At 61.5% G+C, this 23,094-nt stretch carries 21 protein-coding genes; 9 read left to right on the top strand and 12 right to left on the bottom strand.

Features of this window, described 5'->3' with window-relative positions; genetic code table 11:
• Positions 1-3: 3 nt before the first annotated feature.
• The 4 genes from P3T25_RS05220 (at position 4) to P3T25_RS05205 (ending at position 5,516) form a co-directional block, all read left to right on the top strand.
• The gene (locus P3T25_RS05220) at positions 4-1,284 is read left to right on the top strand and encodes a DUF445 domain-containing protein (protein WP_429357650.1); all 1,281 of its coding nucleotides are present in this window, start codon (positions 4-6) and stop codon (positions 1,282-1,284) included.
• A gap of 137 nt (positions 1,285-1,421) precedes the next feature.
• Positions 1,422-3,374 (top strand): AI-2E family transporter, encoded by a 1,953-nt coding sequence (locus P3T25_RS05215; RefSeq protein WP_429357649.1) that lies wholly within the window; start codon positions 1,422-1,424, stop codon positions 3,372-3,374.
• A 221-nt stretch (positions 3,375-3,595) separates the two neighbouring features.
• Positions 3,596-5,305 (top strand): FAD-dependent oxidoreductase, encoded by a 1,710-nt coding sequence (locus P3T25_RS05210; RefSeq protein WP_429357648.1) that lies wholly within the window; start codon positions 3,596-3,598, stop codon positions 5,303-5,305.
• A gap of 19 nt (positions 5,306-5,324) precedes the next feature.
• A complete protein-coding gene (locus P3T25_RS05205; RefSeq protein ID WP_154567018.1) occupies positions 5,325-5,516 on the top strand; it encodes a hypothetical protein in 192 nt (63 codons plus the stop codon).
• A gap of 98 nt (positions 5,517-5,614) precedes the next feature.
• Here P3T25_RS05205 and P3T25_RS05200 read toward each other — a convergent pair whose 3' ends face one another.
• From P3T25_RS05200 to P3T25_RS05190, 3 genes are all read right to left on the bottom strand, one after another.
• Positions 5,615-6,598: a 2-dehydropantoate 2-reductase gene (locus P3T25_RS05200; RefSeq protein ID WP_429357647.1), complete on the bottom strand. Its 984-nt coding sequence runs from the start codon at positions 6,596-6,598 to the stop codon at positions 5,615-5,617.
• 88 nt (positions 6,599-6,686) lie between these two features.
• Entirely contained in the window at positions 6,687-7,478 is a 792-nt protein-coding gene (locus P3T25_RS05195) for a class II aldolase/adducin family protein (RefSeq protein WP_266239244.1), read from the bottom strand.
• A 54-nt stretch (positions 7,479-7,532) separates the two neighbouring features.
• Positions 7,533-8,732, bottom strand: coding sequence for an aromatic amino acid transaminase (locus tag P3T25_RS05190; protein ID WP_408518217.1), 1,200 nt, complete (start codon positions 8,730-8,732; stop codon positions 7,533-7,535).
• Positions 8,733-8,948: 216 nt separating this feature from the next.
• Here P3T25_RS05190 and P3T25_RS05185 point away from each other — a divergent pair, with 216 nt between their 5' ends.
• Positions 8,949-9,890 (top strand): LysR family transcriptional regulator, encoded by a 942-nt coding sequence (locus tag P3T25_RS05185; protein WP_266258555.1) that lies wholly within the window; start codon positions 8,949-8,951, stop codon positions 9,888-9,890.
• 91 nt (positions 9,891-9,981) lie between these two features.
• Here P3T25_RS05185 and P3T25_RS05180 read toward each other — a convergent pair whose 3' ends face one another.
• Both P3T25_RS05180 and P3T25_RS05175 read right to left on the bottom strand, forming a co-directional pair.
• Positions 9,982-10,800, bottom strand: a complete 819-nt coding sequence (locus P3T25_RS05180) for a helix-turn-helix transcriptional regulator (protein ID WP_266258556.1) — start codon at positions 10,798-10,800, stop codon at positions 9,982-9,984.
• A 141-nt stretch (positions 10,801-10,941) separates the two neighbouring features.
• A complete protein-coding gene (locus P3T25_RS05175; protein WP_266258557.1) occupies positions 10,942-11,832 on the bottom strand; it encodes a LysR family transcriptional regulator in 891 nt (296 codons plus the stop codon).
• Positions 11,833-11,939: 107 nt separating this feature from the next.
• Between P3T25_RS05175 and P3T25_RS05170 the strand changes: the two genes are divergently transcribed.
• On the top strand, positions 11,940-13,172 hold the full coding sequence (locus tag P3T25_RS05170; protein ID WP_429357646.1) for an MFS transporter: 1,233 nt from the start codon (positions 11,940-11,942) through the stop codon (positions 13,170-13,172).
• Between the two features lie 144 nt (positions 13,173-13,316).
• Here the strand turns inward: P3T25_RS05170 and P3T25_RS05165 are convergent, their stop codons facing one another.
• From P3T25_RS05165 to P3T25_RS05150, 4 genes are all read right to left on the bottom strand, one after another.
• Positions 13,317-14,213: a MipA/OmpV family protein gene (locus P3T25_RS05165; protein ID WP_168435996.1), complete on the bottom strand. Its 897-nt coding sequence runs from the start codon at positions 14,211-14,213 to the stop codon at positions 13,317-13,319.
• A gap of 520 nt (positions 14,214-14,733) precedes the next feature.
• Positions 14,734-15,477 carry a peptide-methionine (S)-S-oxide reductase MsrA gene (gene msrA / locus P3T25_RS05160; protein ID WP_266239241.1) on the bottom strand — a complete coding sequence of 248 codons (744 nt, stop codon included), beginning with the start codon at positions 15,475-15,477 and terminating at the stop codon, positions 14,734-14,736.
• A 19-nt stretch (positions 15,478-15,496) separates the two neighbouring features.
• Positions 15,497-16,009, bottom strand: coding sequence for a peptide-methionine (R)-S-oxide reductase MsrB (msrB, locus tag P3T25_RS05155; protein ID WP_154567028.1), 513 nt, complete (start codon positions 16,007-16,009; stop codon positions 15,497-15,499).
• A 135-nt stretch (positions 16,010-16,144) separates the two neighbouring features.
• Entirely contained in the window at positions 16,145-16,675 is a 531-nt protein-coding gene (locus P3T25_RS05150) for an Lrp/AsnC family transcriptional regulator (protein WP_154567029.1), read from the bottom strand.
• 161 nt (positions 16,676-16,836) lie between these two features.
• On the opposite strand from P3T25_RS05150, the gene P3T25_RS05145 reads away from it, so the two are divergent.
• Positions 16,837-17,853 (top strand): 1-aminocyclopropane-1-carboxylate deaminase, encoded by a 1,017-nt coding sequence (locus P3T25_RS05145; RefSeq protein ID WP_154567030.1) that lies wholly within the window; start codon positions 16,837-16,839, stop codon positions 17,851-17,853.
• A 418-nt stretch (positions 17,854-18,271) separates the two neighbouring features.
• Here P3T25_RS05145 and P3T25_RS05140 read toward each other — a convergent pair whose 3' ends face one another.
• Complete coding sequence (locus tag P3T25_RS05140) at positions 18,272-19,162, bottom strand: LysR family transcriptional regulator (protein WP_429357645.1); 891 nt, start codon at positions 19,160-19,162, stop codon at positions 18,272-18,274.
• A 135-nt stretch (positions 19,163-19,297) separates the two neighbouring features.
• Here P3T25_RS05140 and P3T25_RS05135 point away from each other — a divergent pair, with 135 nt between their 5' ends.
• Positions 19,298-20,023: a pirin family protein gene (locus P3T25_RS05135; protein ID WP_154567032.1), complete on the top strand. Its 726-nt coding sequence runs from the start codon at positions 19,298-19,300 to the stop codon at positions 20,021-20,023.
• Positions 20,024-20,119: 96 nt separating this feature from the next.
• Positions 20,120-20,533, top strand: a complete 414-nt coding sequence (locus P3T25_RS05130) for a DoxX family protein (RefSeq protein WP_429357644.1) — start codon at positions 20,120-20,122, stop codon at positions 20,531-20,533.
• A 90-nt stretch (positions 20,534-20,623) separates the two neighbouring features.
• On the opposite strand, the gene P3T25_RS05125 is transcribed toward P3T25_RS05130, so the two are convergent.
• Together P3T25_RS05125 and P3T25_RS05120 are read right to left on the bottom strand one after the other, a co-directional pair.
• A complete protein-coding gene (locus P3T25_RS05125) occupies positions 20,624-21,778 on the bottom strand; it encodes an alkane 1-monooxygenase (protein WP_429357643.1) in 1,155 nt (384 codons plus the stop codon).
• 480 nt (positions 21,779-22,258) lie between these two features.
• Positions 22,259-22,846 (bottom strand): hypothetical protein, encoded by a 588-nt coding sequence (locus P3T25_RS05120; protein ID WP_429357642.1) that lies wholly within the window; start codon positions 22,844-22,846, stop codon positions 22,259-22,261.
• Between the last annotated feature and the right edge of the window lie 248 nt (positions 22,847-23,094).

Below are 23,094 nucleotides of genomic sequence, written 5' to 3'. Positions count from 1 at the left end.
CCGATGAACAAAGAAACCGAACTGAAGAAGGCCAAGCGCACCCCATTGCTGTTGCTGGCGGCCGCCGCCTGCGTTTTCCTCGTGACCGCCTTCATGCCGCGCGGCCTCTGGGTGGACGGCATCAAAGCGATAGCCGAGGCCGCCATGGTCGGCGCGCTCGCCGACTGGTTCGCCGTCGTCGCACTGTTTCGCCGCGTACCGATCCCGATCGTCTCCGCGCACACAGCGATCATTCCAAAGAACAAGCACAAGATCGCCGACAACCTCGCGGTGTTCGTGCAGGACAAATTTCTGGACGTGCCGTCGCTGGTCGGGCTGATCCAGAAACACGACCCGGCGCAAAGCATTACCGGCTGGCTGACGAAGCCGGCCAATACCGCCCGACTGGGCGACTACGTGGTCAAACTGATGAGCGGCATCCTCGAACTGACCGACGACGTGCGCATCCAGGTCTTCATCAAGGACGCCTTGCGCGACGTACTGGCAAAGGTCGATCTGTCGCAATCCATGGGCTCGATTCTCGATACGCTCACCAAGGACGGCCGTCATCAGGAACTGCTCGACGCGGGCATCGAACAGGTCGTGGCGCTGTTGCGCGAACCGCAGGCGCGCGAGTTTATCGCTGAGCGCATTGTCGAATGGGTGAAGAGCGAATATCCGACGATGGAGATGATCCTGCCGTCGGCATGGCTCGGCGAAAAAGGCGCCGAAACGATCGCCAATGTGGTGAACCGGATGCTCGAGCAGATCAGCGAGAACCCCACTCATCAGCTGCGCCAGAAATTCGACGACGCGGTGCAGAAGCTGATCGTCAAACTCAAGACCGATCCGGCATTCCTGCAGAAAGGCGAGGAACTGAAGCGTTATCTGGTGGAAGGCGAAGCACTCAGCACGTATGTGAAGGACATGTGGGGCGAATTGCGCGCATGGCTCAAACGCGATCTGCAAAGCAACGATTCGGCCCTGCACGCCCGGGTGATGGCAATGGGCCAGTGGGTGGGCCGCGAGCTGGCGCATGACCCCGCGCTGCGTCAGTCGCTGAACGACCACCTGGAAGAAGCGGCGCGCGCCATGGCGCCGGATTTTGCCCAGTTCCTCACGCGCCACATCAGCGATACAGTGAAGAACTGGGACGCACACGACATGTCACGGCAAATCGAGCTGAACATCGGCAAGGATTTGCAGTACATCCGCATCAACGGGACGATTGTGGGCGGCTTTATCGGCTTGCTGCTGTATGCGAGCTCACAGCTATTCGAGCTGTTGCGTTTGCACATGGGCTAAGGGATACGGCCGCCGCACGCCAAAGCGCCTACAATCCGGGCATATGAATTGCTCGGGCGCTTTAACTGACCGCCGCCGTTCCATCCGCGCGCACCCTCAGCAAAAGCGACAGCGCCACAACATCGAGAAGTGTGTCCATGAAAATATCGTTACCGCCACCTGGGCGGCCGAACCGCGTATACCCGCCGGGCACGCCCAGTCTGCATGGGTTGGCCTCGGTCATCACCGGCGTCGTGGTGGTCAGCGCACTGTACTTCGCCCGCGAGGTGTTGATTCCGATCACGCTCTCGGTGCTGCTCAGCTTTCTGCTCGCACCGCTCGTGCAGGCGCTGCGGCGTTTGCACATGGGCCAGTTGCCATCGATCTTTATCGCGGTGCTCTTCGCACTCGCCACCTTGCTGGCCGTCGGCGGGCTGATCGGCGCGCAACTGGTGCAACTGGCGGGCGATCTGCCGCAGTATCAGGCGGCGATCGAGCAAAAGATCGAGACGGTGCAGGAGAAAACCGTCGGCCGGGCCGATTCGCTGATGAGCCGCGCCGCCGCCACGCTGCAACGCGTCGCGCCGACCAAGCCGAGCCCGCCGCGCCTCACCGGACGCGCGGCGCGCAACGCACCCGCTGTGCCGACGCCCGTCGAAGTACACGAGCCGTCGCTCACGCCGATGCAACTCGCTCAACGCGCACTATCACCGGCAATTGCGCCGATCGAGACCACCTTTATCGTACTGGTCGTCACGATCTTCATCTTGTTGCAACGCGAAGACCTGCGCGACCGTTTGATCAGTCTATTCGGTTCGCGCGATCTGCACCGCACCACCACCGCGATCAACGACGCCGCCGGGCGGCTCAGCCGCTATTTCGTCGCGCAACTGGGCGTGAATCTCAGCGCGGGCGGGATCATCGCCATTGGGCTCGCGATCATCGGCGTGCCGGGCGCGCTGCTGTTCGGCGTGATTGCTGCGTTGCTGCGCTTCGTGCCGTACATCGGCATCTGGATCGCCGCGATTCTTGCCGTGTTTCTCGCGGCCGCCATCCAGCCTCAATGGACGATGGCGGTCTATACGCTGATCCTGTTCATCGTCGTCGATGTGGTGGCCGGGCAGATTGCCGAGCCGCTGCTATACGGTCATCGCTCCGGGCTATCGCCGCTGGCCGTGGTCGTGGCGGCGATTTTCTGGAGCTGGCTGTGGGGGCCGATCGGCCTCGTGCTGTCCACGCCGCTCACGCTGTGCGTCGTCACGCTGGGCCGCTACGCGGATCGTTTGAACTTTCTCACGGTGCTGCTAGGCGACCAGCCTGCTCTCACCCCCGCGCAGAACTTCTATCAGCGGCTTCTGGCGGACGATCCGCATGAAGCCATCGTGCAGGCCGAGCGGTTGCTGCGCGAGATGTCGCTGATCGATTACTACGACAACGTCGCGCTGGAAGGCCTCAAGCTTGCGCGCAACGATGCGATGCGCGGGGTGTTGATGCCTGAGCAACTGGCGCGGATCAATGACGCACTGGTCGATATCGTCGAAAACCTGGAAATTGCCGACGGACTGCCGGATCGTCTGTCGCGCACGGAACCGGCCGACTCCGCTGGCGCAATGTCGGCATCGGCGACGGCCGATCTTTCGGATCGGCACGACAGCCACATTTCGGCCCATCCGCCGATGCACCATGAAACCGACAGGGCGTCGGTCCTGTGCGTGCCTGGGCGCGGCGCATTCGATGAGGTCACCGCCGCGATCGCCGTGCAATTGCTCGGCCGCCAGGGTCTCGCGCCGATGATCGCCACGCACTCGGGCTATCGCAGCGCGCATGCCGACGAACCGAGCTTCAAGGACGCGCCGATCATCTGCATCATCTCGCTCGACGCGCCGGAGTCGCCGCCGTATCTGCGCAACTTGCTGCGGCGCACGCGGGAATGGCGGCCGCGGGCGACCTTGGTTGTGGGCGTGGGTGGCGCACCGGAAGCCGGTCCGGAGATGGGTGCGACCGGCGCTTCACACGCGGCGCCGACGTTCCGCGCGATGATCGAGGAATGCCGGATGGGAGCGAGCGTGCAGCACTCGCGCCAGGCTTCGCATCTGGCCGGGGCGGATTAGGCAAGTCTGCGCGGACTGCATTGCGTGAATCAGAAAGGCCGCAGGGTGCGTAAGCGCCCTGCGGCCTTTTCTATCGCCGGAACGCAGGGGCCTTGTACCCAAAATGAGGACAGCCACGCGCCACCCCTCCTTCATACTTCACCTATCGATTCGCACCGCCTCCAGAGAGCACTCAAGCCACGGCGGGCAATCCATCGGCAGCGAAGATCCAGGAGACACGTATGAGCCGCAGTTTCAAACCCTATCCGTTCACGCCGCGTCACTATGCGGGCGAGGTGCCGCCGCTGGTCGACGGGCGCGACCCTGTGCGGCGCGCCGTCGCGATTGTCGGGGGCGGTCCGGTAGGCATGACGCTGGCACTCGCGCTGGCTCGCCAGGGCGTACGCTCGGTGCTGATCGAAGCCGACGACGGCGTCTGCACCGGCAGTCGCGCGATCTGCATCTCACGCCGCAGCCTGGAGATTTTCAAACGCCTTGGCGCAGTGCACGGTTTTCTGCAAAAGGGCTTGCCATGGACCGGCGGCCGCAGCTTCTATCGCGATGCCGAAGTGTTCCGCTTCGCCATGCATCAGGACGACGAGCAATCGCTGCCGCCGATGATCAACATCGCGCAATATCAGATCGAACAGTTGCTGCTCGACGAAGTGGAACACCATGCCGATCTGATCGACATCCGCTGGCAAACCCGCGTGACTGGTATCGAACAACATACCGGCAACGGCGCCACGCTCGACCTCAGCACCGGCGACACCGCGTGGAAAATGCGTGCAGATTGGGTCGTCGCGTGCGACGGCGGCCGCAGCACGATTCGCGAGGCACTCGGCCTCAAGCTCACCGGCACCACGTACGAAGGCCGCTACGTGATCGTCGATATCGAACTGGAGAGCGAGCGCGCCACCGAGCGTCTCGCCTATTTCGATCCGCCTTCCAATCCCGGCTCGACGGTGCTGGTGCACAAGCAGCCCGACAACGTCTGGCGCATCGACTACCAGCTTCGCGACGATGAAGATCCCGAGGCCGCGATCAAGCCTGAAAACGTCATGCCACGCGTGCAGAGCGTGCTCGACTCGATGGGCGAAACGGGCGAATGGTCGCCGATCTGGATTACGGTCTACAAGGCCAACGCGCTGACGCTCGAACGCTACCGGCACGGCTCGGTGCTGTTCGCGGGCGATGCCGCGCATCTCGTGCCGATTTTCGGCGTGCGTGGCGCGAATTCCGGCATCGACGACGCCGACAATCTCGGCTGGAAACTCGGTTGCGTCGTCAACGGCATTGCATCGGACCGCCTGCTCGACAGCTACAGCGACGAGCGCCTGTTTGCGGCGCGTGAAAACCTGAGCTACGGGATGAAGAGCACGGAATTCATGGCGCCGCCCTCGTTCGCGTTCGACCTGATGCGCCAGGCAGTCCTGGGACTTGCCGCGCATCATCCGGCCGTGCGGCCACTGATCAATCCGCGGCAGACGCATGCGATTGCGTATGCCGAGTCGCCGCTCAATCGGGTCGCCGCCATTGCATCAGGCGCGTTCGCCAGGGGTCCAGCGCCGGGCACGGTCCTGCCGGAGTGCCGACTTCAACGCATGTGCGACGGCGTAGCAGTCGATCTCCATCTCACCGATCTGCTCGGGCCATGCTTCACCGCACTTCGCTTCGGCGCGGACATGGCGCAAGACGAAGCATGGCAGCAATTGCATCATGCACTCGGCGAACATAGCATTCCGTTCAAAGCGATCACGCTGGTCACAGGCGACGCACCGCGCGCCACCGTCCCGCACGTGGTCGATCCGGCGGGACACTTGCATGAGATGCTCGATGCCACGCCGGGCACCGTCTATCTGATCAGGCCGGACGGTCATGTGCTCGCCCGCTGGCGCAACGGCAACGCGACGAACGTGCAAAGCGCCGTGACGGCCAGTCTGACGAATTGACGCAAGAGGAACCCACACCATGACCGATAGCGAACTCGACCTCGTCTACACGACGCTCTGCAAGACACTGACCGCTGAAGGCGAAGCGCAAGCACCCTTATATCTGGCCCGTCTTGCGCTGCTGTGCGTGACGGAACTCGGCGATACGCAGCAAGCGCTGTCGTTGATCGAAGCAGCAAAGCTGCCAGCCTCTTCCGCAGTGGCTGCGTGATGCGGAAAGCCCTGTGCTTAAGACGCGAAACGTAAGACGAAAAAAAACCGCCCCATTGATCATGCGGGGCGACTTCTTTTCGGAAGTCGGAACAACATTCACTGGCGGGGATACAACCCCAACGTACTCGCATGCAGGCGTGCGAGCCCGAGCAACGCGTCCGTGTATGGCGTCGGCACGCCGGTAAGCTGCCCCAGTTCACGCACCGCAGCCACCAGTGCGTCGAGTTCGACCGCCTTGCAGGCTTGTACATCCTGCAGCATCGAGGTTTTCATCGCGCCGAGTTTGAGCGTGACCTCGTGACGATCCGCCGGCGCCTGTTCGATCGGAATACCGAAACGTGCGCCGATCTCCTTCGCTTCCAGCATGATGCTCGTGACGAAGTTGCGCACCAGTTCGTCGCTGAGAATCCGGTCGGTGGTCGCGCCGGTGATGGCGCTGATCGGATTCATGGTCATGTTGCCCCACAGCTTGTACCAGACGTCGCGCTGAATCTGCTCCGACATCGACGCGTTGAAGCCCGCCGCGGCCAGCGTGGCGGTGAGCGTTTTGACGCGTTCGCTCGTTCGCCCCGACGCCTCGCCGACGATCAGCCCATTGCCCTGGTGATGCCTGATGACGCCCGGCGACTCGATCAGACAGCTCGCATGCACCACACAGCCCACTGTCTGCGCGGTCGGAATCGCGGCGGCGATCGCGCCGTCAGGATCGATCGACTTCAGCCGCTTGCCGGCGAAATCACGGCCGAGCCCGTCGCAGAACCACCATGGCACACCGTTCATTGCCGTAAGCACAATCGTCTGCGGACTCAGCAGCGGCGCAATATGCGCGGCCACCGACGCCATCGCCGGCCCCTTGACCGCCACCACAACGAGGTCCTGCACGCCGAGATCCGCCGGTTGTTCACTCGCCGTCACCTTCACCGCGTGCGTCACGCCGCCTTCGATCAGACGCAGGCCGTGCTGCTGCAACTCACTGAGTGTCGCGCCGCGCGCCACCACGCTCACGTCGTGGCCGGCCTGTGCGAGCTTCACCCCCATCCAGCCACCGATCGCGCCGGCACCGTAGATACCTACTTTCATTGCTTCAATCCTTGCTTTAATCGTCGGAGCAATCTTCGCCTCAAGTCTCGCGTTAATCCTTGCGCCGATTCTTGTGTTAATCCTCGCGTTAATCCTTGTAGCTCGTGTCGATGCGATCCACGCGCCGCACCAGCGCATCGAACACGTCCTGTCCCGCACCGTGACGTGGATCGAATTGCAAAGAGTCGCGCGAGCAACGGATCGCCACTTCTTCCGGCACCAGCCGCGCGCGGCCCATCGAGAACGTGGCCATCTGGATTTCGCACGCGCGGTTGAGCGTCCACAGAATAGCGAAAGTCTGCGGCAACGTGTGGCCCCATGCCAGCAGGCCATGATTGCGCAAGATCACCGCTTGCCTGCTGCCGATATGTTCGAGCAGACGCGGCCCTTCCTCCGCATGCACCGTGATGCCTTCGAAGTCGTGATACGCAATGCGGTCATACAACTGCGCGCTATAGAAGTTGGTTTGCTCCAGGCCGTTTTCGAGGCAGGCCACCGCGACGCCGGCCGTGGTGTGCGTGTGCATCACGCAGTGCGCATCGGCCAGGCCTTCGTGAATCGCCGCATGCACGACGAAACCCGCAGGGTTCACCGGATACGGCGAGTTGTCGAGCACGCGTCCTTGTGCGTCGATCTTCACGAGATTGCTCGCCGTCACTTCGCTGTAGTGCAGGCCGAACGGATTGATCAGGAAATGCCGCTCGCCGCCGCTCACGCTCGCCGGCACGCGCAATGTGATGTGGTTATAGATCATCTCGCTCCAGCCGAGCATGTCGAAGATGCGATAGCACGCGGCCAGTTGCACGCGCGCCTGCCATTCGTCGGGGTGCATCCCGGCGGCCTTTTTAGGGCTCGCAGTCGGCATTTCAAGAGTCGTCATCAGGGTCTCCGTTTTTATCGTTCGTTATAGGCAAGCCGTTGCGAGTAATAGCCGTTATGCGCCTGCCACCACCGCCGCGATCGACGACGCCACATAGCCGGCATTGCGCGCATTCAATCCGGCGACGCACATGCGTCCCGAACGCAGTACGTACACGGCGTATTCGCTGCGCAAGCGCTCGACCTGGGCTTCGCTCAATCCCGTGTACGTGAACATGCCGCGCTGCGCGACGTAACGTGCGCGCATCACTTCATCGACGCGGCCTGCGAGGCCTTCGTGAATCGTGCCGCGCATGGCGAGAATCCGTTCGCGCATGGTGGCGAGTTCCGCTTCCCAAGAGGCACGCAAGGACGCGTCGGACAGTACGTTGGCGACGAGGCGCGCACCATGCGTCGGCGGATTGCTGTAGTTGGCGCGCACCGTCGACATCAATTGACCGAGCACGCGAGCCGCCTCTTCCTTGCTCTTGCACACCACGCTCAGCGCACCGCAGCGCTCGCCGTACAGCGAGAAGTTCTTCGAAAACGAATTCGCGGCGATCAAGGGCACGCCCGCATCGGCGAGCAGGCGTACGCAGGCGGCATCCTCCTCAAGGCCTGCGCCGAAACCCTGATACGCCATGTCGACAAACGCAATCAGTTTGCGGCGCTGCAATACCGGCACCAGTTCCGCCCATTGCGCCGGGCTCAGATCGACGCCGGTCGGGTTGTGGCAGCACGCATGCAGCAGCACGATGCTCTGTTCCGGCAAGCGGTCGATCGTGTCGAGCATGTCAGCGAAACGCAAGCCACCGGTGTGTTCGTCGTAATACGGATACGTGTTGACCGTGAGGCCCGCGCCTTCGAACACCACGCGATGGTTTTCCCAGCTCGGATCGCTGATCCAGATCTGCGAGGCCGGGAAATAACGCTTCAGAAAATCCGCGCCGACTTTCAGCGCACCCGAACCGCCGATGGTCTGCAAGGTCGCGATCCGACCCGCGGCACGTGCTTCGTGGTCCGCGCCGAACACCAGAGCCTGTGCTGCGTCGCGGTAGAGCGGCAGGCCCGCCATCGGCAGGTAGGAGCGTGGGCCGATCGATTCGAGCAGCGCGGTTTCGGCGCGCCGCACGGCGTCCATCACCGGCAGCTTGCCGGCGTCGTCGAAATAGATGCCGATGCTCAGGTTGACCTTGTTGGGCCGCGGATCGAGTTGAAAATCCTCGTTCAGGCTCAGAATCGGGTCGCCCGGATAGGCGGGAATGTGGTCGAACATGGCAATTCCTTGAGTGGAGCCCTGCATGTGGCTTGATTGCGGCCTGCGTATACCCTGAGTGTGGACTGTTGCAGGCTGGTCGTAGCAGCGTGGGCGAGACGGAAGTCTAAGCGGGTTTCCAGCTTCGCGTCGATTGGGACAAGTGTCGGCCAATGGCTCTCTCCACACAATCAATCGATTTTTCACGATTCGTAAGTTTTTCTTTAGAATCGCCTCATGCCACTCACACGCGTCACCATCCGTCAGTTCGAAGCGTTTCTCGCCATCGTCGATTTGCACAGCATCGGCGCGGCGGCGGAACGGCTCGGGCTGACCTCGTCGGCGGTCAGTCAGTTGCTGGCCGAACTGGAAACGGAACTGGGCTTTCGCCTCTTCGACCGTACGACGCGGCGCGTCAATCTGTCGAGCGCGGGGCAGGATTTCCTGTCGTCGGCCGAATCGGTTTTGCGCCATGTGCGCGCCGCCGCCCAGTCCGCCGACGACATCCGCAATCGCGCGGCCGGGATCGTGCGAGTCGGCGCGCCGCTGGTGCTCGCGGCGACCGCGCTGCCGGCGGCCATCGCCGAATATGCGCGCGACAAACCGAAAGTGGTCGTGCGCATATGCGACACCGTGGTCGAACAGTTGGTGGAGCGTGTGGAAAGCGGCGACGTGGATCTCGCGATCGGCCCGGATCGCCAGAGCGGCACGCGGGTGCGTTGCGATCCGGCCTTCGCGAGCCCGTGGGTGATGTGGTGCGCGCCGACGCATCCGTTAAATGCACGACGCAGGGTGCAGTGGCAGCACTTGCGCGGTGTGCCGATTGTTGCCACCGGCCGCGACCACGAGCGTGCAGTCGAACAGATGCTGGCTAATCTGCCGGCGGAGGCGCGCATCATTCCGGTGGACGTGGTGGACAACGTAACCACAGCGTTCGGTCTGGCGTCACAGGGGCTTGCCGTGACACTCGCGCCGGCCTATGTCGCGCCGCTCGCGCGAACCTTCGGGCTGGTGATGAAGCGGATCGTCGATCCTGAAACGATCCGTGAAGTGTGCGTATATCGTTCGACCGAACGTGCGCTGTCACCACCCGCGGACGGATTCGCGGAATTCATCATGCCGTGGCTGAAGCGCTGGGATCGCGAGACGCAGGTCGATGCGCGGGCAAAGCGCGGATGATTTTGTCGACGCGAGCTCAATGGTGCTTCGGCGGCTCTTCTTCGACCGTCTCGCAGCTAATCTACGGCTGCAACAAATTCGGCGCGCCGGTTCAAGACCGCTCAGGCAGCAGACATAACGCGAACAACTGGCGCTGGCTCGAGATCCCCAGCCGCGCGTAAGCGCGCTTCTGATACGTAATCACGCTGGTGACCTTGACGCCCATTTGCTCCGCGATCTCGGCGGCGCTGGCCCCTTCGAGCGTGCCGCGCAGCACGTCGATCTCACGCGGCGTCAGCGCCGGGCAGGCACGTCTGACCCGTGCCAGCATCGCGGCTGCCGTGCCTTGCTGATGCTGCCCATTGAGCGCGTAATGGCTTTTTGCAGCGTGCGCGAACAGATGCGCCATGCTTTCCACATGCTCCAGTTCGCCTGGCTGAAACACGCCGTATGCGCTGTCACGATACAGATTGATCGACAGCCAGACGCTTTCCATGGGTTGCAAAAGCAGCGACAGCCGGTCGGATACGTTGGGCTGCGCGTAGCAGGCGGCGCGGTAGGCTTCGTTTTCGATTTCTTCGCTTTGCTGCTGATGCAGCACTAACGCCTCGCGCGCCTGCTTCGCTTGCGAGCCGCCGACGATGGCGCGGTTTCCGTCGAGCGCATAAAAGTGCGTGGCGTAGCGATCGGCGACATCACGAAGGAAGCGGCCGCCGCGATGGTCGGCGGCGGAGACGGTGCGCGGTCTCGCGTCGAACTCGTACGCGAAAACCGTGCACTGCGACACGGGAAGCGTGTCGCCAACCGTTTTCAGAATGCTTGCAGCAAGCGCGTCCGGGTCGTCATGTGAGATCGACATGACGAGGTCGGTAACACGCGAGGTGTTGATGTGCCCGCTGCGGGCCGGTGTGGATATGCGCCAGGAACGCATGATGATGGCGAGGTCACGCTACGTGGAGTTTGGTCCGGCAAGCGTAGCACAATGAAGCATTGCACCTGATGCTGCTCTGCCTGCACGGCGAAAACCGCTCACGCTGCCGAGCCCTCGCAAACCCTTCGGCGGGGGATATAGCTACAACGTCCCCAACTTGACAGCAAGGAAATCGACCAGCAGCCGGGTCCTCTGTGGCAGCCGCCGCGTCCTCGTCCACATTGCATGCAACGGCAAAGGTGTCAACTGAAAATCCGTGAGCAAAACCTCAGCCTTGCCTGCCTCGACCCATTCCTGAATCTGCCAGAAGGCAGCGACCCCAACCCCCATACCACCCAGCACGCCCGCATTCACCGCCGCAACCTGATTGCTGTCAAAGCGCCCCGCCACGTTCACCGCAATTTCGTTGCCGTCCGGCGACGTAAACACCCAACGCCCCGGATGCGGCACGCCCGTTCGAACGACACAATCATGTTTCGCCAGATCCCGCGGATGTGACGGTCTGCCGTGTTCGGCAAGATAATCCGGCGCTGCGAACACCACCCGCCGAAGCGTGCCGATCCGCCGCGCCACCAGCCGTGAATCAGGCATTTCGCCAATGCGGATCGTCACGTCCGCGCCGGTCTCTGCCGGATCGCGATACTCGTCGCTCAGATCGAGCGACAACGCCAATTGCGGATGACGCTGCAAAAATTCCGCGGCGAGCGGCGCGACGAATTTTGGTCCGAACAGTGTGGGCGCATTGATGCGCAAACGCCCGGTGAGCCTGTGCAATTCCTCCGCGAGTTCGGTGCGCGCCAGTTCGAGTTCGGTCAGCGCGCCTTTGACGCGTTCGTAAAAACGCATGCCGGCCTCGCTCGGCTGCGAAGTGCGGGTGGTTCGCACGATCAGGGTCGATCCGTGCGCGCGCTCGAGCACCTGAAGCGAGCGGCTGACAGCCTGCAACGACCGGCCAAGCCGGCGCGCGGCGTTCGTCAGACTGCCCTCCTCGACCACTGCCACCAAGGTTTCCAGATCGCGCAATGCATCCATCGGCGATTCTCCCGTTTATCGTGAGGATGTATCCAATTCCGTGCGAATTGTGTTTGTCTGATGGGAGAGTAGCATCGATTCACTTTGACTTTACGGGTAGCCCGGCGATGGACTCATCCACGATTCAATGCCCGACGGCAGCCCAAGCGGCTACGCCGCCGGCACAGAGCGTTCCGACCGCGCGCTTCGCCGCGATGGTCGCCGTTGCCGTGCTGCCCCTGTATGCGTCACAAACGTTGATTGGCCCGCTCGACGCCTCGCTGCATCTCGGCGCATGGACCACGCTCGTCACCGCATTGACGCTGTTCGGCTATGCGGTCGGCCTCGTCGGACTTGTACCGCTGATCGACCGCCTGCCCAATCGGCCTCTGATTGCGGCGACGTTGTTCGCGCAGATCGCGTGTCTTGCGCTGGCCGCCATCGCGCCGCTCGCGCCGGTGTTTCTGGCGGCGTCGTTCGCCGTCGGCGTGACGTCGAGTGTCGTGCAGATGCTGGTGCCCGCCGCCGCGTCGCTCGCGCCGCCGGCTTCGCGGGGCAAAGTCGTCGGCAATGTGATGAGCGGTTTGATGCTCGGCATTCTGTTATCACGGCCGCTTGCCAGTGTGATCGGCGGCGCACTCGGCTGGCGCGCGTTTTACGCAGCCGATGCTCTGCTGCTCGCTGCTGTCACGCTCGTCGTGGTTCCACGGGTGCCGGATAGCCGTCCCGTCGGCGCGCCGCCTTATGCCGCGTTATTGGCGTCAATGGTGCGACTGGTGGCGCATGAGCCCGTGCTGCGCCGCCGGGCGTTGTATCAGGGCCTGCTCATGGCCGGCTTCAATGCGTTCTGGAGCAGCGTTGCCATTGTCCTGACGCGCGCGCCACTCGGGCTGAACAGCACCTCCGTCGCGCTCTTCGCGTTAGCCGGCGGCGGCAGCGTGTTCATCGCACCAGTGGCAGGCCGTGCCGGCGACAGGGGCTGGTCGAAGCCCGCCAGTATGCTCGCTCACGCGGTCGCCATCGCAGCCGCACTGCTGGCGGCATTGGCGCTGACTTCGGGTGTGTCGCGCGTCGCATCGATCACCATGCTGGCTGTGGCCGCATTCTTCATCGACGGTGGCGTGATTGCCGATCAGGCGCTTGGTCGGCGCGCAATCAATCTGCTCGCGCCCGAATCGCGTGGCCGGGTGAATGGGCTCTATACGGGGCTCTTTTTCGTCGGCAGCGCGGTAGGCGCCACCAGCGCCGGGCCGGCGCTTGCGCGTTGGGGCTGGCCCGGTGTATGCGTCGCCGCGTTGGGGTTTTTCGCTGCGGCAGCGGGGCTGCATCTGCGCGACAGTTCGCGTGGGTGCGACACATGATCGATCTTGTGACCGACCGGAGGCGCGTGTTCATGACGTCCACACGCGATGCCATTCGGCGGCCTTGATACGGTCTTCAGCACCTGGAGCGACGCGCCAGAATCGCGCGCCTGCGTCCATACCCTCAAATAGAGAACCGCTGCATCAGAAGCGATAGTTAATGGAAATATCGGCCACACCGGTGGCCCTGCTGTGCGTAATCGGACTATTGCCCGCGCTGCCGACCAGTTCTTCAAATGCGCCGTCGGCAGTGGCAAACCAGTGCTTGTCGAACAGCCACACTGCGCTAATGCCGAAACCCACCGACTTGAAACCGGCACTCGCGTGATACTGCGAGTATTGCGAGTGCGCCGCCTGATTCTGATTCACACCGTACCAGCTGTTCATGTACTTGGAGTCCGCGAGTGTCACGTTCGGCCCGGCAAACCAGAAGAATTGTTTGGTGCTGCCCGGCATCGGCAAATAGGCGCCGAGATCGCCGATCCAGCCGTTCGAGCCGCCGAAATAGCGTCGGACGTCGGCGCGCAGCACGAGCGGGAAATCTTTCGACACAACATATTCCCCCGCGAGTTTGACGCCCGGCGCCTGATTGATGTTGCCGAGACCGTTCAACTCCTCCGGATCGTCATGGCCGCGACGCCCGAGATCGTAGACGACCCCGAGACTCGCGCGCCAGTTCTGCCCTTGCGCGAAATTGACCCCAAGGCCTTCGCCGCTCGAAAAGTAGAACAGATCCTTGTAGCGCACGTCGATGCTCGGACCGGCCATTACGTGATACCGGTCGGAACCCTCATAACGCGGCTGGAACGACGTTGCCGCGCCGATACGCACCTGCCATTCGGGAATATCCGGCTGCCACATCTTCTGCAGCGGAATGCCCACCGAATACTGCCATTCGCCCAGCGGCGAAGGAGTTTGGGCCAAGGCCGAAGCCGGCAAAACGCCGATACCGCCGAGGGTCACGGCGACCAGCGATGTTGCCGCGATGCTTGTTTCTTTTTTGCGAATCTTGCCGATCCGCTTTCTACGGCTGTTCGACACCGGAAGCCTCCGTTCCTCGCGTATCGCGACGGGGTTTAGGTTCTCACCCGAGGTCCGCAATGGATTGCAAACTTCCAGGTGACCGCTGCAATGCTACGCGCGGCACGTAATTCTTTCAGCGAACGACACGCACTGCCGGCGAAACGCGCTGTCCGAACCTGGTGCCGCCCAGCGTAAATTGGGCATCTGCACGAACAGAGACGTGCGAAAGAATTGCCGACGTACGCTCCTTTGCAAAATGCGGGCCTGGTCGCCGGAAAGCCGGCTTGGATCGGCTTCGGTTGGATCGGGTTGGCTCGATGAGGTCGGACAGGAGAATCGCAAGGCAGCCCGGCGGTCGCTGCCAGGCGTGCCGTGGCGATGTTGAGAGGCAGAATACAGTCGCAAAAAAAATCCGGCGCCGCGCGATGCGGCGCAGGAACAGGGCGATTAGCGCCGGTGCGGCGTTCACCTCTTTGCAGCGCTGCCTTGTTATTTTGCTCTATTGCGCTGCTGGACTGCGCCGATTTGTAGCGCCGGCTTACTGTGCCGCTTCGACCAGCACGGGCTTGTCGCGATAGAGATTCGGAAACAGACGCTTCAGGTTGGCGACCTTCGGCATGTCGTTGATGGCGATATACGCGGAGTTCGGATGCAGCGTCAGGTAGTTCTGGTGGTAGGACTCGGCAGGATAGAAGCCCTTGAACGGCTCCGTTTTCGTGACGATCGGCGCCGGGAAGGCATGCGCCTTCTCGAGTTGAGCGATATAGCTTTGCGCGACGTGCCGCTGCATGTCATTCAACGGGAACACTGCCGAGCGGTATTGCGTGCCGCTGTCCGGCCCCTGGCGGTTCAACTCGGTCGGGTCCTGAATCACAGAAAAGTAGACCTGTAACAACTGCCCATAGGTGACCTTGGTGGGGTCGAACGTGACCTGCACGGATTCCGCGTGGCCGGTTTCGCCGCCACTGACGGTCTCATACTGTGCAGTGTCGCGCTGGCCGCCCGAATAACCCGACACCGCCTTCGTGACGCCCCGCACGTGCTGGAACACGCCCTGCACGCCCCAGAAGCAGCCGCCCGCGAACACGGCGGTTTCTTCGTGCGCGGTTGTGGCGGAGATCGGTTCGTCGACAGCGGGCGGCGCAATGACAACCCCAGCTTCCGACGAGAATGCCATGCGCTGCGCCAGCAGCAGCGCCAGCGCGCCGAGCCCGACCGAAAGCGCGATGGCCGCCCCGCGCGAGCGGGCCGGTTTGCCGATGATGCGTTTCTCGATGTTCATGATGTCCGTCCTGATTCGATCAACTCGTGCCGCGCGCGGCAGGCGTGAAAGTCAACGCGAGGCCGTTCATGCAATAGCGCAGGCCGGTCGGTTTGGGGCCGTCGTCGAATACGTGACCCAGATGGCTGCCGCAGCGCCGGCACAGTACTTCGTCGCGCGTCATGCCGAACGACTTGTCGGTATGCGTGATGACTGCGTGATCCATCGGCTGCCAGAAACTGGGCCAGCCGGTGCCGCTATCGAACTTCGTCTTCGACGAAAACAGCGGCAGCGCGCAACCGGCGCACCCGAATGTGCCGGCGCGGTGCTCGTCGTTCAGTGGGCTGCTGAATGGGCGCTCCGTGCCCGCTTCGCGCAACACGCGGAATTGCGCGTCCGTGAGCAGCTTGTGCCATTCGGCGTCGCTGTGCGCGACCTCGTAGGCCGCCGCTGTGCCTAGCTCCGCTGCGCCTGCCGTGCGCCAAGCCGCGGTGCCGCCGGCGAGCGACGCCGCGCCGATTAACCTGAAGAATGTCCGTCTGTTGCAAGCCATGATGATCGCCCCGGAAAGTCCGTACCGTTCACCCGTTCAGGCGCTAAGCGCGCCGCCCGCGAGTGGTCCCGACACTTAGTCGTCCAGCAAGGGGATTTATGACAGCATGCGCGTCTTTTTGCGTGACGGCAGCGGCTACAGCGGAAATTTGGTGGTCGACAGGATTTCCTTGAGCACCATGAACGAGCGGATTTGACGGACGCCAGGCAAGTAGAGCAACTGTTCCGCATGCAGCCGATTGAAGCTGTCGCTATCGCGCGTGCGGATCGTCATGAAATAGTCGAACTCGCCGGTCACGACGTGGCATTCCATGCACCCTGCCACCTTCTGGGCCGCCTTCTCGAACTCGGCAAACGACTCCGGCGTAGACCGATCCAGCACCACGCCGATGATGACCAGCATCCCCGCCCCGGCCGCCTTCGGGTCGATCAACGCGACGACACCGCGAATCAGCCCCGACTCCTTCAGCCGCTCGACGCGCCGCAGACACGCCGGTGCACTCAGTTTGACTTTGGCCGCGAGCGCGACGTTCGAGATCGACGCGTCGGTTTGCAGTTGACGCAGGATCGCCCGGTCGATGCGGTCGAGCGTGTGAAGCGGATCGGCTTCCGCGGATGAGGGTGCGGCGGCAGTCATCGATACACCACGAACTTTTGTTGCGCTCATTGGTTCCTGTCCGGATTTTTATTAGGTCATTTTTGAATGAATAGTTTTAAAAGTATGTCAAATGGAATTTATTTGCAAGCTCATTTCTAGCGCTTTTCCCTACCATTTGTTGTAACGCGACTGCTTGCTGCTCGCGTCAAACCTACAATTTCGGAGCTGCCATGAACCTGCAACGATTCCCTCGCTACCCGCTGACTTTTGGGCCCACGCCGATCCAGCCGCTGAAGCGTTTGAGCGACCACCTGGGCGGCAAGGTGCATCTCTATGCGAAGCGCGAGGACTGCAACAGCGGCTTTGCCTTCGGCGGCAACAAGACGCGCAAGCTGGAGTATCTGATTCCGGAGGCGTTGGCGCAGGGTTGTGACACGCTGGTGTCGATTGGCGGCATCCAGTCGAACCAGACCCGCCAGGTGGCTGCAGTTGCGGCACATCTGGGGATGAAGTGCGTGCTGGTGCAGGAGAACTGGGTCAATTATTCGGACGCCGTATACGACCGCGTCGGCAACATCCAGATGTCGCGCATTCTGGGCGCGGACGTCCGCCTGGTTGCCGACGGTTTCGACATTGGTTTTCGCAAGAGCTGGGAGGATGCACTGGAGAGCGTACGCGCCGCGGGCGGCAAGCCCTACCCGATCCCGGCCGGCTGTTCCGACCATCCGCTGGGCGGCCTCGGCTTCGTCGGCTTTGCTGAAGAAGTCCGCCAGCAGGAAGCCGAACTGGGCTTCAAATTCGACTACATCGTGGTGTGTTCCGTCACCGGCAGCACCCAGGCCGGCATGGTAGTGGGTTTCGCCGCCGACGGCCGCGCCGAGCGCGTGATTGGCATTGATGCATCCGCGAAACCGGCACAGACGCGCGAGCAGATCACCCGAATCGCGAAGCAGACGGCAGAAAAAGTCGGCCTGGACCGCGACATCACGAGCGAGGACGTGGTACTGGACGAGCGCTACGCCGGCCCCGAATACGGCTTGCCGAACGAAGGTACGCTGGAGGCGATCCGTTTGTGCGCGCGACTCGAGGGCGTGCTGACCGACCCTGTGTACGAGGGCAAATCGATGCACGGCATGATCGACATGGTGCGAAACGGCGAATTCCCGGAAGGCTCACGGGTGTTGTATGCGCACTTGGGCGGCGTGCCGGCGCTGAACGGCTACAGCTTCATTTTCCGGAACGGGTAAGCGGCGGTAGGTCTGGGAGCGGCGAGTGGCGGACGGTGATTAGTTTGCCGCGGCAAGGTCCGCCGCTGCTCCGCGAAGTGTCGCTGATCAGCGGCGAAGCCGAAGCCTGAAACGCAGCGGGCGGTTTTTGAAGTACTCTTCGGTGCGCGCGGCGCCGCCGGAAGAATGACTCCCTTGTCACTAGCGCATGCAGGTGCACGAACACAGATTCCAGATGCACCACTGCCCGTTGCAAACTACGGGACCCACTTAGCAGGAGTGGTTTGAGCTGCTTTCTCTTGCCTACTTCTCTTTGCAGCCGGCAAAGAGAAGTAGGTGCCGCCCCGCACAGGGGCAACGCTAATAGACCACAAACAAAACAAGGAAAGGCCAAAGCCCCAGGCACACAGACAAACAAGCGCCGCGTAGGCAAAAAAAATCAAACCACTAACCTCTTCCTCAACTCCCCCCGCAAAAACTCAACAAAAACCCGAATAGTGACAGAGCTCTGCCGATGCTGCGGATAAACAGCATAAACAGTCGCCGCCGAAGGCAAAAACTCCTCAAGAACAGTCACCAGCAACCCACTCCCAACCGCATCAGCAACAATAAAATCAGGAAGCCGAACAATCCCCAACCCAGCCACAGCTGCATCGCGAATCAACTCCCCATTATTAGCCCGAAGCGGCCCATTCACCTCAACTCCCTTCGAGACCCCATCAACAACAAAATCCCAACTCACAACCCCACCATGCCCATACAACAGACATGAGTGCCGAGCAAGGTCAGCAGGCACAACCGGCGCCCCCCGCCGCCGCACATACCCCGGACTACAACACACCACCATCCTCACATCGACGAGCTTCTGCGCAATCAACGTGGAATCCGGCAACGTACCAATCCGAATCGCCATATCGAACCCCTCGCCCACCACGTCGACGGTGCGATCGCTCAACTCCATATCGAAGCGCACGTCGCTATGCTCGCGCAGAAAGTTCGCCACCAATGGCGACAGATGCATCATCCCAAACGACATCGGCGCACTAACCCGCAAGAGCCCGCGCGGCCCAGCGCGCCGCAACGACATCGCCTGCTCAGCGTCTTCCACCTCACCGAGAATGCGCCGCGCACGCTCATAGAACTCCTGACCGAGCTCGGTCACGGCCAGCTTGCGCGTGTTGCGGATCAGCAATTGCACGCCAAGCGCCTCTTCCAGCGCCATGACTCGCCGGCTGACGAACTGCTTGGACAGCGCCAGCCGCTTTGCCGCAGCGGTGAAGTTATGGGCGTCGACCGTGGCGACAAAGATCCGCATATCATCGAGTTGCATCGTATTGTCCACCTCATAGAGACAGTGTTTCCAGTTTTAGACAGATTATAACCATCCTGATTGACCTACACTGTCTTTCATGGATCGCGGCCAAACATCTGGCCGGATCGCACAACAGAACCAAGGAGAAATACGATGATCGAAATCAGACACGCCAATCAACGCGGCCGCGCGGAGCACGGCTGGCTTAGCTCGCGTCATACGTTTTCCTTCGCGAACTATCACGATCCGAAGCAGAACGGCTTTTCCGACCTGCTCGTGATCAACGACGACCGTGTCGCACCAGCGCAAGGTTTCGGCAAGCACCCGCACCGCGACATGGAGATCTTTTCGTACGTGCTGGAAGGCGCGCTGGAACATAAGGACACGATGGGCACCGGCTCGGTGATCGTGCCGGGCGACATCCAGTTGATGAGCGCGGGAACCGGCGTCGCGCATAGCGAATACAACCATTCGAAGACCGACCCGGTGCACTTCATGCAAATCTGGATTGCGCCGGCGCAGAAAGGCACGACGCCCCGCTATCAGCAACGGCGCTTTGGCGCGGACGAGAAGCGCGGTGTGTTGCGCCTCGTGATGTCGCCGGACGGTGCGAACGACTCGCTAGTGCTGCAACAGGACGCGCGGATCTATGCCGGTCTCTTCGACGGCGACGAAACTGCGCACCTCGAACTGGCCAGTAATCGCTATGCTTATATTCACGTGGCGCGCGGCAGCGTCACGGTGAATGGCGTCGAGCTCGGCGAAGGCGACGGCGCGCGGATCCGCGGCGAAGAAGCCCTGACCTTCACGCAAGGTCACGACGCGGAGGTGTTGGTGTTCGATCTGCGTAACATTGAAGTATCGGAGTTGTGGGCTTAAGCGGCTCAATCCTGTCGATAGATCTGGCCGGCTTAAGCGTGGCTCGCCGCGAAGTTTGCGGCGAACCGCACCCTTCCTTACCTACAGAGAAAAATCATGCGCTATACGCTATTTGAAAACCAGAAAGATGCATTCATTCTCGTTGCCCGCATCCTGTTGATGGTGCTGTTCGTGATGTTCGGCTGGTCGAAGCTGACCGGCTTTTCCGGCACCGTCGCTTATATGACGTCGACCGGCGCGCCTGCGCCTGAGTTGTCCGCAGTTATCGCCGTCGTGATGGAATTAGTGGTGGGCATCGCGCTGGTGGTGGGCTTCTATACGCGGCCGCTTGCGTTGCTGCTTGCGATCTATACGCTGGGCGCGGCAATCATCGGCCATCACTATTGGAATATGACGGGCGCGATGCAGTACGACAACATGATCCACTTCTACAAGAACATCAGCATCATGGGTGCACTGCTGTTGTTATGCGTGACCGGGGCCGGTAAGTATTCAATCGACCGACATTAAGGCTGCGCTGCCGGCCTTCGATAGGCTCGGTAAAAAAAAAGCCGCCCGGCATTGCCCGGGCGGCTTTCTCTTTGCAAGAAACAACCCACGTTAGCCGGCAAACTGCGTCAGCACGCGTTCACGAATGGCCGGCCGGATATTCGACTGTGCCATGTTGCCTTGATAATGCGCGACCACGCGCGGGTTCATCACGCGGAACCACAGTGGCGGCACGTACGCGAGCATGATCATCGTCGCGTAACCGGAGGGCAATTGCGGCGCGCCGTCGAAATGACGCAGTGCCTGGTAAGAGCGCGTCGGATTCGCATGATGATCGGCGTGACGCTGCAGCTGATACAGAAACAGATTCGTCACGATACGATTGCTGTTCCATGAGTGCTGCGGCTGGCAGCGCTCGTAACGGCCACTTGCGAGTTGCTTTCGGCCGAGCCCGTAGTGCTCCAGATAGTTGACCACTTCGAGCAGCGAGGCTCCGTACGCTGCCTGAATCAGCAGAAACGGAATCACCGTTTTACCGAACAGCGCGATCATCGCGCCCCACAGCACGACGGTCATCGCCCACGAGTGCAGGACTTCATTGCGCCATGTCCAGGGCGATTTGCCGAGGCGTTCGAGCCGATGCTTCTCGATGCGCCACGCCGACGCGATGCTGCCGAATACCGTGCGCGGCAGAAACCGCCAGAATGATTCGCCATAGCGCGCGCTCGCCGGATCGGGCGGCGTAGCGACACGCACGTGGTGTCCACGATTGTGTTCGACGAAGAAATGGCCGTAGGCGACCGGCGCCAGCGTGATCTTGGCGAGCCATCGTTCGAAACCATCCGTCTTGTGACCTAGCTCGTGCGCGGTATTGATCGATACGCCAGTCGCTGCGCCGAGCGAGAGAGCAAAACCCAGATAGTCGTACCACGTCAGAGCGTGCGTGCCGACGATCCATAGCGCGCCGAAGAACGACACGTATTCGATGAAGGTGGCCAGATAGACCACGCGGCGGTAATAACGCTCCCGTTCGAGCGTGGGGACGACCTCCTCGGGCGGATTGCTCGGATCGTCACCGATCAGATAGTCGAGCACCGGGATAATGCCGAACACGAAAATCGGCCCGAACCACCAGAAAATATGCCAGCCAGTCTGCAACGCCAGATTGGCCGCATGCAGCGGCAAGGTGATGGTGAGTGCACCCAGCAGCCACAGATAGCGCTTGCTGTCGACCCACCGAGCGGGGGCCGCTTGCGATGTTGCCATTGTCTCCCTCCTTGTTTTATGTCGCCTGGTATCGGCAAGCTGTGCGCTTGCGAGCCAGTACGCATGTCGGCGGGACCGTGCCCGACTCCCAGATTTATATGGCCTGCCGGGTGGGATAGCCAAGGAATTGGCCTAGATGGGAGGCTCCAAACGAAGGGGCCGTTGATGGGGCATTCGGGGTGGGCGTCGAGCGGGTGAATGAAACGGGTGTTTGGGGTGCGGCAAACGCCGCCTGCGAGTTGCAGCCCCGCCAGGGGTTCCACCTGCTGCAGTAAGTCGCGCGTCGGCCGCTTGACCGCGGTTGGTCAAATTCATATAATCAACGCTCAAAACTACGTACGAGCGGGTGTGAAAAACGTAGCGCCGCCCGGGTCACCGGGTTCCACCTGGAGTGGAAATTTCGCCGCAAGGTGAATAGAGAGTCCCGCATGCGACGGCTGCCGAAAGGCAGCCGTTGGTTTTTGTGCCTCGCCATCGCGGCTAGGGGCGAATCTTGCGCCCCTCATACGTTGCCCGCAGCAGGGTTCTGAACGCAACCTTTTTCGCTTGCCGCTGACGCTTCGTCAGTTCTTTCTCGAGAAGATAGGCAGACTGAACTCGTAGAATCAGACGCTGCTTTCTTGTCCTATCCTTCTCCACTTCAAAGAACACGGCGTATAGCGACGAGGTGCCATCCGCATTCGTTTTTTGCAGCGTCATGAAGTTCGGCTGCTTTTCGTCGGCGACGACAATTGGGCGCTCACCCATCGTCATAACCAAATCCCGCAGCAGGTTCTTCGACAACTCATAGCGGACCGGATCAAGAACTCGCTGCTCACGACCGTCGTCATAAATCTCGACGCTCGGAATTTCAGCGCGCACTCGTCCATCCCGAGCAAAGCTGCGGGAAAAACAATGACACGAGAACATGACGAGCACAGTCATCGCGCAACCCAGACCAAGGTCGCATTTAAAGGCAAAAGAATCGAGATGACTCAGGTCCCACGTCGTCCCAAGGTGAACAACGGGTTGAAAGCAGTGAGTTGCATATTCGGGTGATTCAAAGACTTGTACTTCAAACTTCGGCATAGACAATCGACGGCTTTGGATCGGTCAATATTTTACGTCTGCCGAAGTCGTTCGTTTTCCGAAATAACACTGTCAAATGGCATAGGAATCTGAGCTTTTTCTCAAAACACACTCAAGAACTCTGAGAAAAGCGATTCCTCCGCCGGGCGGGGGGCAGATTATCCTGACAGACCGCTGCCCCAGGCCTCGCCCAACCAAAACAAAGCCCGCTCAAAAGCGGTCCTAGTCTCACCACAAACAAAAACGGC

The sequence above is a fragment of the Paraburkholderia sp. GAS32 genome (assembly GCF_050434225.1).
Taxonomy (GTDB): Bacteria; Pseudomonadota; Gammaproteobacteria; order Burkholderiales; family Burkholderiaceae; genus Paraburkholderia; species Paraburkholderia madseniana.
This window is presented reverse-complemented; position numbering and strand designations above follow the sequence as displayed.